This window comes from Flagellimonas lutimaris, assembly GCF_051494225.1.
GTDB lineage: Bacteria > Bacteroidota > Bacteroidia > Flavobacteriales > Flavobacteriaceae > Flagellimonas > Flagellimonas lutimaris_A.
Map to the genome: position 1 here is coordinate 921,475 of NZ_JBNPYE010000001.1, position 12,758 is coordinate 934,232.

Annotated in this window: 16 protein-coding genes; 11 read left to right on the forward strand and 5 right to left on the reverse strand. The window is 36.7% G+C overall.

Going from position 1 to position 12,758, the window contains the following annotated elements:
- Positions 1–135: 135 nt before the first annotated feature.
- Together ACQQ5U_RS04115 and ACQQ5U_RS04120 are read left to right on the forward strand one after the other, a co-directional pair.
- Positions 136–1,203, forward strand: a complete 1,068-nt coding sequence (locus tag ACQQ5U_RS04115; protein ID WP_437395668.1) for a hypothetical protein — start codon at positions 136–138, stop codon at positions 1,201–1,203.
- Positions 1,204–1,466: 263 nt separating this feature from the next.
- Positions 1,467–2,279 (forward strand): GNAT family N-acetyltransferase, encoded by an 813-nt coding sequence (locus tag ACQQ5U_RS04120; RefSeq protein WP_437395669.1) that lies wholly within the window; start codon positions 1,467–1,469, stop codon positions 2,277–2,279.
- On the opposite strand, the gene ACQQ5U_RS04125 is transcribed toward ACQQ5U_RS04120, so the two are convergent.
- On the reverse strand, positions 2,263–2,625 hold the full coding sequence (locus ACQQ5U_RS04125) for a DUF4870 domain-containing protein (protein WP_437395670.1): 363 nt from the start codon (positions 2,623–2,625) through the stop codon (positions 2,263–2,265). The genes ACQQ5U_RS04120 and ACQQ5U_RS04125 overlap by 17 nt on opposite strands.
- A gap of 86 nt (positions 2,626–2,711) precedes the next feature.
- On the opposite strand from ACQQ5U_RS04125, the gene mnmE reads away from it, so the two are divergent.
- The 4 genes from mnmE (at position 2,712) to ACQQ5U_RS04145 (ending at position 6,253) form a co-directional block, all read left to right on the forward strand.
- Positions 2,712–4,082 carry a tRNA uridine-5-carboxymethylaminomethyl(34) synthesis GTPase MnmE gene (gene mnmE, locus ACQQ5U_RS04130; RefSeq protein WP_437395671.1) on the forward strand — a complete coding sequence of 457 codons (1,371 nt, stop codon included), beginning with the start codon at positions 2,712–2,714 and terminating at the stop codon, positions 4,080–4,082.
- Between the two features lie 355 nt (positions 4,083–4,437).
- Positions 4,438–4,632 (forward strand): small ribosomal subunit protein bS21, encoded by a 195-nt coding sequence (locus ACQQ5U_RS04135; protein WP_437395672.1) that lies wholly within the window; start codon positions 4,438–4,440, stop codon positions 4,630–4,632.
- Positions 4,633–4,636: 4 nt separating this feature from the next.
- Complete coding sequence (locus ACQQ5U_RS04140; RefSeq protein ID WP_437395673.1) at positions 4,637–5,371, forward strand: NYN domain-containing protein; 735 nt, start codon at positions 4,637–4,639, stop codon at positions 5,369–5,371.
- 15 nt (positions 5,372–5,386) lie between these two features.
- Entirely contained in the window at positions 5,387–6,253 is an 867-nt protein-coding gene (locus ACQQ5U_RS04145) for a sigma-70 family RNA polymerase sigma factor (RefSeq protein ID WP_437395674.1), read from the forward strand.
- 298 nt (positions 6,254–6,551) lie between these two features.
- Here ACQQ5U_RS04145 and ACQQ5U_RS04150 read toward each other — a convergent pair whose 3' ends face one another.
- The gene (locus ACQQ5U_RS04150) at positions 6,552–7,190 is read right to left on the reverse strand and encodes a hypothetical protein (RefSeq protein WP_437395675.1); all 639 of its coding nucleotides are present in this window, start codon (positions 7,188–7,190) and stop codon (positions 6,552–6,554) included.
- A complete protein-coding gene (locus ACQQ5U_RS04155; RefSeq protein WP_437395676.1) occupies positions 7,187–8,068 on the reverse strand; it encodes a 3-keto-5-aminohexanoate cleavage protein in 882 nt (293 codons plus the stop codon). Before ACQQ5U_RS04155 ends, ACQQ5U_RS04150 begins: the two co-directional genes overlap by 4 nt.
- 287 nt (positions 8,069–8,355) lie before the next feature.
- Between ACQQ5U_RS04155 and ACQQ5U_RS04160 the strand changes: the two genes are divergently transcribed.
- The 5 genes from ACQQ5U_RS04160 to ACQQ5U_RS04180 are packed head-to-tail and all read left to right on the forward strand — an operon-like array spanning position 8,356 to position 11,018.
- Positions 8,356–8,673: an ArsR/SmtB family transcription factor gene (locus ACQQ5U_RS04160; RefSeq protein ID WP_437395677.1), complete on the forward strand. Its 318-nt coding sequence runs from the start codon at positions 8,356–8,358 to the stop codon at positions 8,671–8,673.
- Complete coding sequence (locus tag ACQQ5U_RS04165; protein WP_437395678.1) at positions 8,673–8,912, forward strand: thioredoxin family protein; 240 nt, start codon at positions 8,673–8,675, stop codon at positions 8,910–8,912. The genes ACQQ5U_RS04160 and ACQQ5U_RS04165 overlap by 1 nt, the downstream gene beginning before the upstream one ends.
- 11 nt (positions 8,913–8,923) lie before the next feature.
- Positions 8,924–9,331 carry an OsmC family protein gene (locus ACQQ5U_RS04170; RefSeq protein ID WP_437395679.1) on the forward strand — a complete coding sequence of 136 codons (408 nt, stop codon included), beginning with the start codon at positions 8,924–8,926 and terminating at the stop codon, positions 9,329–9,331.
- Positions 9,324–10,301, forward strand: coding sequence for a permease (locus ACQQ5U_RS04175; RefSeq protein WP_437395680.1), 978 nt, complete (start codon positions 9,324–9,326; stop codon positions 10,299–10,301). The genes ACQQ5U_RS04170 and ACQQ5U_RS04175 overlap by 8 nt, the downstream gene beginning before the upstream one ends.
- A 6-nt stretch (positions 10,302–10,307) precedes the next feature.
- Positions 10,308–11,018: an acetolactate decarboxylase gene (locus ACQQ5U_RS04180; RefSeq protein ID WP_437395681.1), complete on the forward strand. Its 711-nt coding sequence runs from the start codon at positions 10,308–10,310 to the stop codon at positions 11,016–11,018.
- Between the two features lie 5 nt (positions 11,019–11,023).
- Here the strand turns inward: ACQQ5U_RS04180 and ACQQ5U_RS04185 are convergent, their stop codons facing one another.
- A complete protein-coding gene (locus ACQQ5U_RS04185; RefSeq protein ID WP_437395682.1) occupies positions 11,024–11,935 on the reverse strand; it encodes a hypothetical protein in 912 nt (303 codons plus the stop codon).
- Positions 11,936–12,003: 68 nt separating this feature from the next.
- The gene (locus ACQQ5U_RS04190; protein WP_437395683.1) at positions 12,004–12,684 is read right to left on the reverse strand and encodes a DUF6799 domain-containing protein; all 681 of its coding nucleotides are present in this window, start codon (positions 12,682–12,684) and stop codon (positions 12,004–12,006) included.
- Positions 12,685–12,758 lie beyond the last annotated feature (74 nt).

The window sequence follows — 12,758 nt, forward strand, 5'->3', positions numbered from 1 at the left end:
ATACTTAAAATCAAAGTGTTAACATGCAATCCTGCAATTAATCGACTAATCAATTCGTTCATCGCAGAAATCGTTTAGGGATTTCAATTTTGTATAATTTTAACAGAATTAGATTTAAACCTTAAACTATTGAACATGAAAAAATTAACACTAGCCCTTCTTGCCCTATTCGCATTCACTTTTTTCGCCTGTGAAGTCGAACCTGCAGGTGAAAACTTGGAGGCCGTTGCAGGAAAAGGCAAAATTAAAAATAACTCTATTGAGTTTGATTTTTCTGAAGAATGTCTTACGTCAGAAGCCATTCTTTATGCAGGACAAAACATTGAAGTAGGTAAAGTAACCGTTTCAGAATCGAATGGAAATTATGTAATTACTTACGAAATAACCAATAATCAATGGTGCATTACCGAGACTCACCTATCTGTTGTAAATGCCCCGGAGGATTTCCCCATGACAAATTCAGGAAATCCTAAAAATGGTAATTTCGAATACTCAGATGAATTCGAGTGTGAAAAAACGGTTACTTACGAGGTTCCTGTGGAGAAGGGGCCATATATAGCGGCCCATGCAGTTGTGGAATGTGTGTCAAGCTCACCTGAAACTATAGTAGCCAATCTACCTGGAACTATAGAATTTTGTACTGTTGACCAAGGACCAGACGCCTATCTTAATATTACAATAGGTGATGGTCTACTCTCTGGATCGTACGGGGCTTGGTGTATTGATAACGATTCTCCTATACAACTAAACAATTGTTATACTGCAGATGTTTATTCTTTAAATGAAGAACTTCCTGATGGTGCTTTTGAATATCCAGAAAATTTTGATTTGGTCAATTGGTTATTGAACCAAAATATAGTTGGTGAACTGAGCCCGTCCAGTGGCGAAGCGTATACTTACGGAGACCTACAATTTGCAATTTGGAAGCTATTGGACGACATTGAAGATGAAGATTGTGAAGAATGTAGTCTTCATGGGTTCAACGCCGACCACGTAGATGAATTGGCAGTACTAGCCCAAGAGAACGGAGAAGGATTTACTCCCGAATGTGGTGATGTAACAGGTGTTATTTTATTCCCTGAAGCAGTTCAACCATTAATTATCCAGATACCTTTGGAGTGCAGTCCATGTGAAGAAACAGCTTGGGCCGATGGATGTGATTTCCCAGGAAACAATTGGGCTACATACTTTCAGTATAATTAATATCTAAAAATACCTTAGATTTATATTATTAATAAAAGGGGCAAAAATGATAAAATTTTGCCCCTTTTTGTTTTATTGTTCATTAATAGATTAGCTTTTCGTTTCAAATGAAATTACCCGGTATACAATCCCATAACTTTGCTTTTGATTTTTATGAAAAAAATAAGGTGCCCTTTTTTTTTAAGGAAATTAAAAATGTTCCGAAATCCTATTTTAGAGATAATCATAAGAAAGACAATAAAGTTCATATTGTTAACTGTGTAATGCCCTATATTGGAAAAAGAAAAAGTACTATAATTGACGATTATGGTTTTTATTCTAAATCTTATCGTTTGGGTTACGCCATGGATTTATCCAATTCATCTTGCGCTACAGAATACTTAAAAGACGTTTTGGGTAAAAAACCGTATAAAAACTTACGTCAAGATAGGCAAAGGTTGTACCGAGGCAATAACATCCATTTAAAAGTATATCACGGGGAGATAGATAAAGACAACTATATGTTTTTATTCAATACCCTAAAAGGATATATTCTCAAAAGGTTTGAAGGAAGGGAACACAAGCATACCGCTTTATCAAAATGGGATTTTTACATAAAATCTTGCTATAATATGATTTTATCCAAAAATGCAGCTCTTTTCGTTTTGTACGATAATGATAGGCCTATAGCAATTTCCCTTAGCTTTTCTCATAAAAATATTCTTACAGCGGCAATTACTTCGTTTGATGAACACTATTATAAATACAGTTTAGGAAAGTTGATGTTTGTCAATCAAATTGAATGGTGTTTCTTAAATGATTATAAGTTATTGGATACTGGTTGGGGCAATATAGAATACAAGATTAAATTTTGTAACGCTGTCTTTTATTATGATACAAAAGTCTTTTATCCCAAAAAAAATCTATTTAAAAGGATTTTGGCATTCTTGATTAGCTGGGGTTTAATGATCAAATATTATTTCGTAATAATTTTTAAAGAAAAAAGGTATAACAAACCTGAAAAAACATATAAAAACCGATGGCTTGATCTAAATAATTCCAATGGCTATTTTCAAAATGTTAGTTTAAAAATCTAATCGTCATAAAATAAGACGGCGACTCCCCATTGGCGGCCTTCACTGCATTTACGATAGGCATTACAAAACCTAAAATAGCAGTACCTATAAGACCTAATATTCCCAAACCCAAAAGTAAGATGGCAGGAATACTAACAATAATATAAAGTATCAAGCTTATTTGTAAATTCACGATAGCCTTTCCATGCTCATCCATCCCTTCTACCCTGTTTCTGGATGCCAACCAAATAATCAAAGGGGTGATGAGTCCTCCGAAACCTAAGGCATAGTTCAATAATTGTGTGAGATGCGTCACGGCCAACAAGGTATTGTCCGTTCTAACAGCTTTTTGATTTATAACTTCCATTTTTGATTGATTTTGATGATTCAACTTATTAGTATAGAAATCACTAAAAATGTTACAAACACCAGCTAATTTGTACTTTTGTGCCTATGTCGTATACAGATAACATTGTAGCCTTGGCAACACCCTCGGGTACAGGAGCTATTGCAATAATCCGAGTCTCGGGACCAGATACCATTACCCTAGTTGATAAGCTTTTCAAATCAATTAAAGGAAAGAAACTCGGGCAGCAGAAAAGCCATACCATCCATTTAGGTAATATTGTTGATGGTGATAAAATTCTGGATGAGGCTTTGGTTTCCTTATTCAAAGGTCCACATTCCTATACCGGTGAAAATGTGGTGGAGATTTCCTGTCACGGCTCCCCATTTATTCAACAACAGATTATTCAACTTTTGTTGCGAAATGGTTGCCGTGCTGCATCGGCAGGAGAATTTACCTTAAGGGCCTTTTTAAACGGTAAGATGGACCTGAGTCAGGCCGAAGCAGTAGCGGACCTTATTGCCAGCGATAGCGAGGCAGCCCACGATATTGCCATGCAACAAATGCGGGGTGGATTCAGTAACGAAATCCAAGAATTGAGACAAGAACTTCTCAATTTTGCTTCGCTTATTGAATTGGAACTTGATTTTTCCCAAGAAGATGTTGAATTCGCCGACAGAACCCAGTTCAACGAACTGCTTACCCGAATTAGCGAAGTCCTTAAAAAACTGATTGATTCCTTCTCACTAGGAAATGTCATCAAACATGGTATTCCGGTAGCTATCGTAGGACAACCCAATGTCGGAAAATCAACGTTGCTCAATGTATTGCTCAATGAGGAAAGAGCTATTGTAAGCGAAATTGCGGGGACAACAAGAGATACCGTTGAAGATCACATCAGTTTAAAAGGAATAAATTTTAGGTTTATCGACACAGCTGGAATCCGTGAAACCGAGGATGTTGTTGAAAAAATTGGTATCGAACGTACCTTTGAGAAAATTGAAAAGGCCAGGCTCATTATTTACCTATTCGAAGGAATGGATTTTGACAAAGCAGAGCTTGAACAAATCCAAAAACGATACCCCGGCAAACAGTTGCTCCCTATTTGCAATAAAATGGATTTGCTAAATGAAACCCAAATTGATAAAATCAAAGAAGCAATCCCCAAGGTATTGTTTCTTTCTGCCAAATTTAAAGAAGGGATTGCTGAACTCGAGGGTAAACTTCTTTCTTTAGTGGATTCAGGAGCATTAAGCGGAGATAGCACCATTATCACCAATAGTAGGCACTACGATGCCCTATTGAAGGCCCTGGAAGAAATTCAAAAAGTGAAGGAGGGGCTGGACATGGAACTTTCCAGCGATTTAATGGCCATCGATATTCGTCAAGCACTATATCATTTAGGAGAAATTACAGGAAGTGTTACAACCGATGATCTTTTGGGAAATATCTTTTCCAATTTCTGCATCGGGAAGTAATCAAACAACGAGCACCAATTGGTTTATTTTCAACAGCAAATGGAGGATGTTCCTTCAAAATAAATAGAATAAACAGGTTTACTCTCAATTTAAATCCTTTCCTTTACATTCCATTATGTATTAAGGACAACGATTGCTCAATCCTTAAATAAAAGATAGCTCTCCATTACTTTTCAAAATTATCCAGAGTCGCATCTTACTATTTTTTGCTTGTAACAATACCCTCATCAAGGGCCAGTGAGGCCAAAGTCTAAAATTATATTGGTCAAGAATACCGCCGTATTTCTTGGAAAAAGCTATGCTTATAATGCATGGTAAAATGGCCATATTCAAAATAACATGATAAAACATAAATATGCTTAAAATTAAATTGGTTCCCGGTGAGAACATAGAAAGAGCCTTGAAGAGATATAGAAACAAAGTTAGAAATACAAAACAGCTAAAAAATATTAGGAACAATCAAGAGTTTACCAAAAAATCCAAGGAAAAAAGGGAGATGGTAGCAAAGGCCATTTACAAGAATGAGTACTTGAAAATGAATGAGGAGTGATTTTATGGATAAAGATCTAAACCTTGCCGTCTTAATCGATGGCGATAATATCCCCTCTAAATATGTAAAGGAGATGTTGGAAGAGATTGCAAAATATGGCAATCCTAGCATTAAGAGGATCTACGGAGATTGGACAAAGCCAAGTTTGGTGAAATGGAAAGATGTTCTTCTTAAAAATGCCATTACTCCCGTTCAACAATATGGGTACACCACAGGTAAAAACTCCACGGATAGTGCCATGATCATAGATGCAATGGACATCCTTTACTCTGGAAAGGTAAATGGTTTTGCCCTGGTATCCAGTGATAGTGATTTTACACGACTTGCCATACGCCTAAGAGAAGCTGGAATGACGGTTTTCGGTATAGGTGAAAGAAAGACACCCGACCCATTTATAGTTTCCTGTGATAAATTCATTTATCTAGAAATTCTACAAAAACCACATTTGGGAGAATCCAATGCTCTACAAAAGAACGATAAAAGTAAGATTGACAAAATTACCCCTAAGGTAATTGATCTGATTCTTACCACCATTGCTGACGTGGAGGATGAAGAAGGTTGGGCATTCTTGGGCGAAGTCGGTACGCTGCTCCAAAAAAAGCATCCCAATTTTGATTCAAGAAATTACGGATTCCGAAAACTGACACCTATGGTCAAGTCCTTAGATCAAATAGAAATAGGTTCCAGAAAAAATCCAAAGGGCAACGGAAACCTGATTTATGTAAGGACAAAGACCTAATGAAAAAGAAATACTATGAGACCTCTATCCATATCAAAACAGATTACCAAAAGGGATACCCCTTCCCTTACCATATATCTTAGTGATATAAGTCGTATCCCAATGATTACGGAACAAGAAGAGGTCGAATTAGCGATTAGAATCAGAAATGGGGATATTCCTGCACTGGAGAAATTGGTATCCGCCAATTTGAGGTTTGTTGTTTCAGTTGCTAAACAATACCAGTCCAGAGGTTTGAACTTGCACGATTTAATCAATGAGGGGAATCTTGGATTGGTCAAAGCAGCCACAAAATTTGATGAAACCCGTGGCTTTAAATTTATTTCCTATGCCGTTTGGTGGATACGTCAAGGAATAATTCAAGCGCTTTCCGAAAAATCAAGGATGGTAAGATTGCCTTTAAATAAGATCAATGTCATAAATAAAATAAACCAAGCATCTTCCCATTTCGAACAAATCAACCAAAGACCTCCCACAGCAGAAGAGATATCAGAATTAATTGATTCATCGCTATCTGAAATTAAGCTTTGTTTAAAACACTCCTCTTGGCCAATATCTATGGATGAATCATTAAAAGTTGGAGAGAATGACTTTAACTTCCACGATATAATACGTTCAGACGATACCATTGATCCAGACCAGAACTTACTCAGAGGTTCATTAAAGTTAGAACTAAATGATATTTTGGAAATACTAAACTATCGTGAAGCGTATATCATTAAAATGTACTTTGGCATTGGCACCAATGATACCATGGGATTGGAACAAATTGCCCTTAATTTAGACTTGACAACCGAAAGGGTAAGACAAATAAAGGTGAAAGCTTTGGCCCGATTGAGGAACTCGTCCAAAGTTGAACTATTGAAAGAATACTTAGTATAATAAAAATATGGTCCTAGGCTGATTTACAGCACGATGTAATCGAATAATTAATATAATCGTAGTAAGTGTGTACTGTTTGCTTTAATTCATGTTTTTTGGTTTTGATGGACACCAAGATGGGTAAAATAATGCTAAAGTTGAGTAATTATAATATCAACTAATCCATTAAAAAAATCAATAATTATATGGGTAAAACAAATAAGCTTCTTCGGTAATTGAATCATCTATATTAGTTTGTCATCCAAATAAATATTTGAAATGAATATTTTTTAATTTAAATGTTAGCGTATGTTATACGCTAGTAATTGCGCAGCTTAAAATTCCACTTATACCTTTTAAAAAGTACAATGGATAAATAAAGGAAAAGATGTTTGGAGTTTAATTTATTCTTAAACTTAATCGAAGATTTATTAAAATAATTTGTGATACTATATTTTGTACTAACTCCTTTTTCTTGCAACAATCTATAGGTTTGAAATCGTAAATACGGTGCTAGGTTTTTGCCCCGGTACTCATGAAAGGTCCACATGTTTAAAAGATAAGCTTCGTGAGGTCCTAATTCAAATTTCCTGCCCTTAAAATCAAAATCGTTAAGTTCGACAAAAGTATAGGCCGCAATTTTATGATTGGTCTCTAAGCCAATAATCAACTGACCTTTTTCAACACCCTCCATCATCCTATCGTAGTCTTCGCCAGGTTTAAGGTGACATACTTTCTTAAGTTCTTCTTGGTTTAAATATCTGACGGTATAGGTTGCGTCATCTTTTATAATGGGTTCGCTACAGGGTTCGGTTTCTTCTTGAACCCAATAATACGGAGTTATATCAATCCCGATTTTAGCAAGCTGATTTCGGAGTCCTAAAAGAAACAGACCATTGCGGATTATCCCCCAATACCTGTCAATCTTGGAGATTTTTTTGTTTTTCTCAATCTTCATGAATCAACACCTTTGAAGGTTCTGCCATATTCACCAAATCCCTTTTTAAGATTCATTTTAATTCGAAAATCTTGAGGAGTCATTAAAGTTCTTTCGTTTGCATCAGCTATAACATGAATTCGTTTTAACAGATCTGCATTTTTTGCTAAAACAGTCCTCTTGGTATCGTACCAAATATTATCCTCGATTCCTACTCGTACCCCACCTCCAAAGGCCAAGGATAATGAATTCATTTTAAGCTGTTCATTTCCAATCCCAGCCAAACTCCAAAATGAATCTTGTGGAAGGTCATTGATCATAACACCGGCATGTAATAAATTGGCCTGAGAGCAAGCTATATTGCCGAACAAAAGATTGAAATAATAAGGAGGTTCGATAAGGTTCTTCTTTTCCAGGTACTTGGCATAATTTATCATACCTATGTCGAACGCCTCCAATTCTGGAACAATACCTTTTTCTTTCATTATGTTGGCCAAAGCCATTAAGGTATCGGGAGAATTCACACTGGCAGTTTTATTGAAATTCAACGAGCTTAGGGTCAGACTCCCCATATCGGGTTTCAAGTTTCCTTCCAGCATTAGTGGATCGCTTCTCAGTTCAATTTCACTAAAGTTCCTTCCGCTCAGAGACAAGCAAATAACTAACTCAGGAGCATATTTTCTAATACCCTCAACAATTTGGGCGTAAATCTCTTTTTTATATGTAGGAACTCCCGTGGATTCTTCTCTAGCGTGTAGATGAACCATAGTTATACCAATTTCTGAAGCCTGATGAACATCTTCAACAATTTCCGAAACCGAAATGGGAACATGCGTTGTCATATCCTTGGTAGGAATCATGCCGGTTGGCGTAAAATTCAATATAAAGTCGGTGCTCATAACATGTCTGATTTAGCCCAAATAACCTATGCGAATTATAATGGCGAGATGGATGGTTTTTGAATACTTATCAATATTATAATAATGTAGAATCCACCTAAAAAAACTCGATTAAAAGACAATTAAAAAGTTATGTTACCAAGTTAATTATATTGATAATCTGAAAGTTAATTCCATTAAGGCATAAAAATTTACTACAAAAGGGAAATGTCTTATTTGGAAAGTAATTGAACTGTGACAAATGTTACAGTTTCCCTCTTTTCCTTATCGTAAATTTGCGATGAACTATGGAAAGAACTACCGAACATATCAACCATGAGAGGAAAACCGAAGAAATTGCACGTTTCGCAAAGGCTCTAGGTCATCCAATACGTATCGCTATTTTAAAATATTTGGATAATAGTTCATGCTGTTATACCGGTGATTTAGTAGATGTTTTCCCTCTTGCGCAATCAACAATCTCCCAGCACTTGAAAGAACTCAAAAAAGTTGGATTAATCCAAGGAGAAGTAAACCCACCAAAAATCAAATATTGTATAAATCAGGAAAATTGGCAAAAAGCCAAATCTCTGTTCAATGAATTTTTTAGTAAAAATATAGTATAATGAAACATTCCATTCAAATCTTGGGAACTGGTTGTCCCAAATGTCAAAAGCTTACCAATGTTGTTAAAGATGTTGTAGATCAAAACCAAATTGATGCCACCATAGATAAAGTCGAGGATATAGCGGAAATCATGAAATTTAATGTAATGATGACTCCAGCCTTGGTTATAGATGGTAATGTGGTAGCCAAAGGGCGCATACCTTCCAAGACTGAACTAACAACTTGGCTTCAAAACTAAAAAGACGACCCATGAGTTATCAGATAAAAGCAATGTCTGTTGCCGGGAGCAGTGGCACATTATCCATAAAGAACTCAATTTTCGAATTTGGAACAACTACCAAAACTGAAAATGATTTAGCTAATCCAGCGGAATTGTTCCTTGGATCTTTGGCAGCTTGTATCTTAAAAAATGTGGAACGCTTTTCTGTCCTTTTAAAATTTGATTACTTAAAAGCACACATAGACATTAAGGCACAAAGGCTTGATGGGCCGCCACGAATGGATGATATCTTTTATGAATTGACAATACATAGTCAGGATTCAAACTTAAACACCAAGCTTTTACAAAAAAACTTAGAAAAGTTTGGCACTATTTACAATACAATTAAGCAGGTGTGCAACATATCTGGAACCGTAAAAATTAAACCCCTTGTTTGATTGGCTCGAACATATGGCCCAATGGTTGGTATACAATGTTTTGGGGATGAACCCTGAAGACCATTTAGCCAAGGCCTTGGACTTCTTTATATATGACAGTATCAAAATATTGTTGTTACTGTTTACTGTCGTGTTCTTAATGGGGATTATCAACAGCTATTTCCCCATAGATCGAGTAAAGAATTTCCTTTCCAGGAATAAACTGTATGGGGCCGAATATTTTATGGCAAGCCTGTTTGGAGTGGTCACTCCTTTTTGCTCCTGCTCTTCCGTACCCTTATTTATTGGTTTTGTGAGAGGGGGAATTCCTTTGGGAGTCACTTTTGCTTTTTTGGTTACATCACCTTTGGTGAACGAGGTGGCCATTGGTCTTTTTGTGGGACTTTTTGGAGTAAAAACAACAATTTTATATGTTTTGAGCGGCGTATTATTGGGAACCATATCTGGATTGATACTACAAAGATTGAAGTTGGAAAAGTATCTTACTCCATGGGTAAAAGAGGTTCTGGCCAATGCACAAAGGGATCAAAAAAGGTTTGAAGAGGAAAAGCAGTCATTTAAACAAAGGTTGCCCATTATTTGGGACGAAGCCTTGAAAATATTGAAAGGAGTTCTTCCATATGTGATTATCGGTATAGCTATAGGTGGACTTATGCACGGCTATATTCCAGAAGGCTTTTTTGAAAAATATATGGCCAAGGACAATCTTTTTGCGGTTCCCATCGCTACTATTCTAGCTGTACCCATGTATTCCAATGCTTCCGGAATATTGCCCATTGTTCAGGTTTTGGTGGATAAGGGGATTCCCTTGGGAACAGCAATTGCATTTATGATGGGGGTTGTGGGCTTATCGCTTCCAGAAGCCATGCTCCTTAAAAAAGTAATGACCATTAAATTAATCGGGGTATTCTTCGGAGTGGTGATGCTATGTATCATTGTTTCGGGCTATCTTTTCAATCTAATTCTATAACTTAAAATGACTATTAAAAATCTTCTATTTACGATTACGGTATCTTTATTTGTGATTCAGTTAAGTGCCCAATTGCCAAAAATCCATTCCATTGGTGCCATGAAAGATATGGGGAATACTTATGACCTTAACATTTGGTTGGATACCATCGCTCCAAAAAACCATTTGTACGGTATGGGTCCTTACGATAAAATGAAGGGGGAAATTACTGTTGTAGACGGAAAACCCTACTTTGCCACCGCTTTTAACGAGGGAACGTATGAGGTTGGAAAAGACTGGGACATCCGTTCGCCATTTTTAGTATACTCCAATGTTGATCAATGGCATATTTTTAAAATAGAAGGTGAGTTTAATAATGTTCACGATATTCAGAATAAAGTAGCTTCTATTGCGAAAGAAAACGGTTATGACCTAAGCCAAGCTTTCGCATTTAAGATAAAAGGTGAGTTCGATGCATTAACAGCTCATATTGTTACTCCTCGTTTGCCCGAAGTGGAAGGTTATCGAGAAGGTGTAAAATCACAAAAGTTTTCATTTGAAAATACCAAAGGGGAGTTCATTGGTTTTTACTCCGAGCATCACCAAGGAGTTTTTACACATACCAATAGTTTTGTGCATGTTCATTTTTTAATGAAGGACAAATCATTTATGGGTCACTTGGATAAACTAACCACAAAGGGCAAAACCTATAAATTGTATTTGCCCAAAAGAAAATAGGAGACTTAATTCTTCTTATTTGTGTTGAACCAGTAGCTTAAGCCTACCGACCAGTAAAATACATTCTCCAAATCCTCTTCAAATGTACCCGTATCTGTGGTAAGGGTTGCAGGGGTCTGGGGAAATGCCCAAGTAGGTGTAAAGGACAAAATAAATTGGTCGAAATGATATTGCATGGGAAAACTCAATTCCATGTTTAGGATATTGAATTCGGAAGCTTCGGCAATTTGTACTGTCGTAACCTCGGTTCCTAAATCTATAGACCCTCCGGAACCACTACCCTGTCCATTAGTCCCACTTTTTCTGTTGCCCAATCTGCTCGTAGTGTAGTATTCTTCATAAAAATATTGGGATCCTGCATAAACCGAAAATCGAGGGGCAAACAACAAATGATCGTTAAATGCCCTAAAGGTATGATCGGCCATAAAACCCAAAAATATATCGGGTGAACTATTCTTATTGAAATAGGAACTGGCATAAACCGATAGTTCCAGTAATTTAAAATCGTAACTGATCAACCCTGTAATGTCTGCGACCACCTCGGATTGTACATTGTAACTATCTTCATTGTAAAAGTAAGCTGTTCCCGAAACACCTCCGCTCCAATTGTCGGAATCGAACATGTATCCTCCAGTTAAATAAAAAAGGTCCACACGTTGCTCATCAGAACTTGTTAGATACGATACCGTAGCATCAATGAACAATCCTGACTTGTCATAATATCCAATGGAAGGTAATAGGTACGGAGCGGCTATGGAATCCCTCCTACCCATAAATACCGCATCGTTCATATAACTTACATCCATCAAAACATAAGAATCTTCGCTATTGGCCTTTTCTTTATTGGACTTTTGGGCAAATGCGCCTGCTATGGTACCCAAACATAATATTACGCTTAAGAGTAAATACCGTTTCATGATAAATGATTTACAGATGAAACATAAGGGCTCGACCATATGGTGGTCAAGCCCTTAATCCAGTACCATCACATGATGCCCCCTTTTTTCTTAAGGGTAGCTTTATTCATGGATTTTTTAGACTTCATGTTTTTGATGGACTTCATATTTTTGTTGACCATCATTTTACGATGCTGGTACATGTTGGTGAACTTTTCACCATTCAAATTCAAACATTCACCATCTTGAAGCCTTAATTGTTGACGATCTTGATTCATGTAAGTACCGTTTGGATTAACGGTAGTTCCATCTGCAAGTTCAAGTCGCTGTTGCAATCTATTTTGTGACTGTGTTCTAATTTGATAGACTTCACCATCAATAAGCATCAATTGATACCTGTTTTGGGTGCGTTGCTGAACCTGTGCATCGGTAAGTCCTTTGTCAGATTGCATCACTTTGTAACGATACTGATACTCATTACGGTATTTAATTCCATCACTATCCAAACATTCACCATCTTTTAACCTAAGTCTGTCTCGATCTCGGGTAAAATAAGTTCCATTTGGATTAACAACCGTTCCATCGTTTAGCGTAATGGGGTCTTGCAAACGAATTTGATCACGATCGCGAATTTGAAGTACATCGCCATCGACCAGCATTAAACGGTCTCGATCTTGATCGGGATCTTGGACTCTGTCCCTATCCCTGTCCTGTGCCATTAGTGTCACTGTTCCAAGAACAACGAACACCAACATTAAAATCTTTTTCATGGTACTCGTATTTAAAATTTATTGGAACCAAGGTATAATCACTGTTCTAGGAATCCAATGACTTTGGTCATCAA

Excerpts from the sequence above, each read along its gene's own strand:
- ACQQ5U_RS04115 (WP_437395668.1), top strand. The coding sequence starts at position 136 with ATGAAAAAATTAACACTAGCCCTTCTTGCCCTATTCGCATTCACTTTT.
- ACQQ5U_RS04120 (WP_437395669.1), top strand. The coding sequence starts at position 1,467 with ATGCCCTATATTGGAAAAAGAAAAAGTACTATAATTGACGATTATGGT.
- ACQQ5U_RS04125 (WP_437395670.1), bottom strand. The coding sequence starts at position 2,625 with ATGGAAGTTATAAATCAAAAAGCTGTTAGAACGGACAATACCTTGTTG.
- mnmE (WP_437395671.1), top strand. The coding sequence starts at position 2,712 with ATGTCGTATACAGATAACATTGTAGCCTTGGCAACACCCTCGGGTACA.
- ACQQ5U_RS04135 (WP_437395672.1), top strand. The coding sequence starts at position 4,438 with ATGCTTAAAATTAAATTGGTTCCCGGTGAGAACATAGAAAGAGCCTTG.
- ACQQ5U_RS04140 (WP_437395673.1), top strand. The coding sequence starts at position 4,637 with ATGGATAAAGATCTAAACCTTGCCGTCTTAATCGATGGCGATAATATC.
- ACQQ5U_RS04145 (WP_437395674.1), top strand. The coding sequence starts at position 5,387 with ATGAGACCTCTATCCATATCAAAACAGATTACCAAAAGGGATACCCCT.
- ACQQ5U_RS04150 (WP_437395675.1), bottom strand. The coding sequence starts at position 7,190 with ATGAAGATTGAGAAAAACAAAAAAATCTCCAAGATTGACAGGTATTGG.
- ACQQ5U_RS04155 (WP_437395676.1), bottom strand. The coding sequence starts at position 8,068 with ATGAGCACCGACTTTATATTGAATTTTACGCCAACCGGCATGATTCCT.
- ACQQ5U_RS04160 (WP_437395677.1), top strand. The coding sequence starts at position 8,356 with ATGGAAAGAACTACCGAACATATCAACCATGAGAGGAAAACCGAAGAA.
- ACQQ5U_RS04165 (WP_437395678.1), top strand. The coding sequence starts at position 8,673 with ATGAAACATTCCATTCAAATCTTGGGAACTGGTTGTCCCAAATGTCAA.
- ACQQ5U_RS04170 (WP_437395679.1), top strand. The coding sequence starts at position 8,924 with ATGAGTTATCAGATAAAAGCAATGTCTGTTGCCGGGAGCAGTGGCACA.
- ACQQ5U_RS04180 (WP_437395681.1), top strand. The coding sequence starts at position 10,308 with ATGACTATTAAAAATCTTCTATTTACGATTACGGTATCTTTATTTGTG.
- ACQQ5U_RS04185 (WP_437395682.1), bottom strand. The coding sequence starts at position 11,935 with ATGAAACGGTATTTACTCTTAAGCGTAATATTATGTTTGGGTACCATA.
- ACQQ5U_RS04190 (WP_437395683.1), bottom strand. The coding sequence starts at position 12,684 with ATGAAAAAGATTTTAATGTTGGTGTTCGTTGTTCTTGGAACAGTGACA.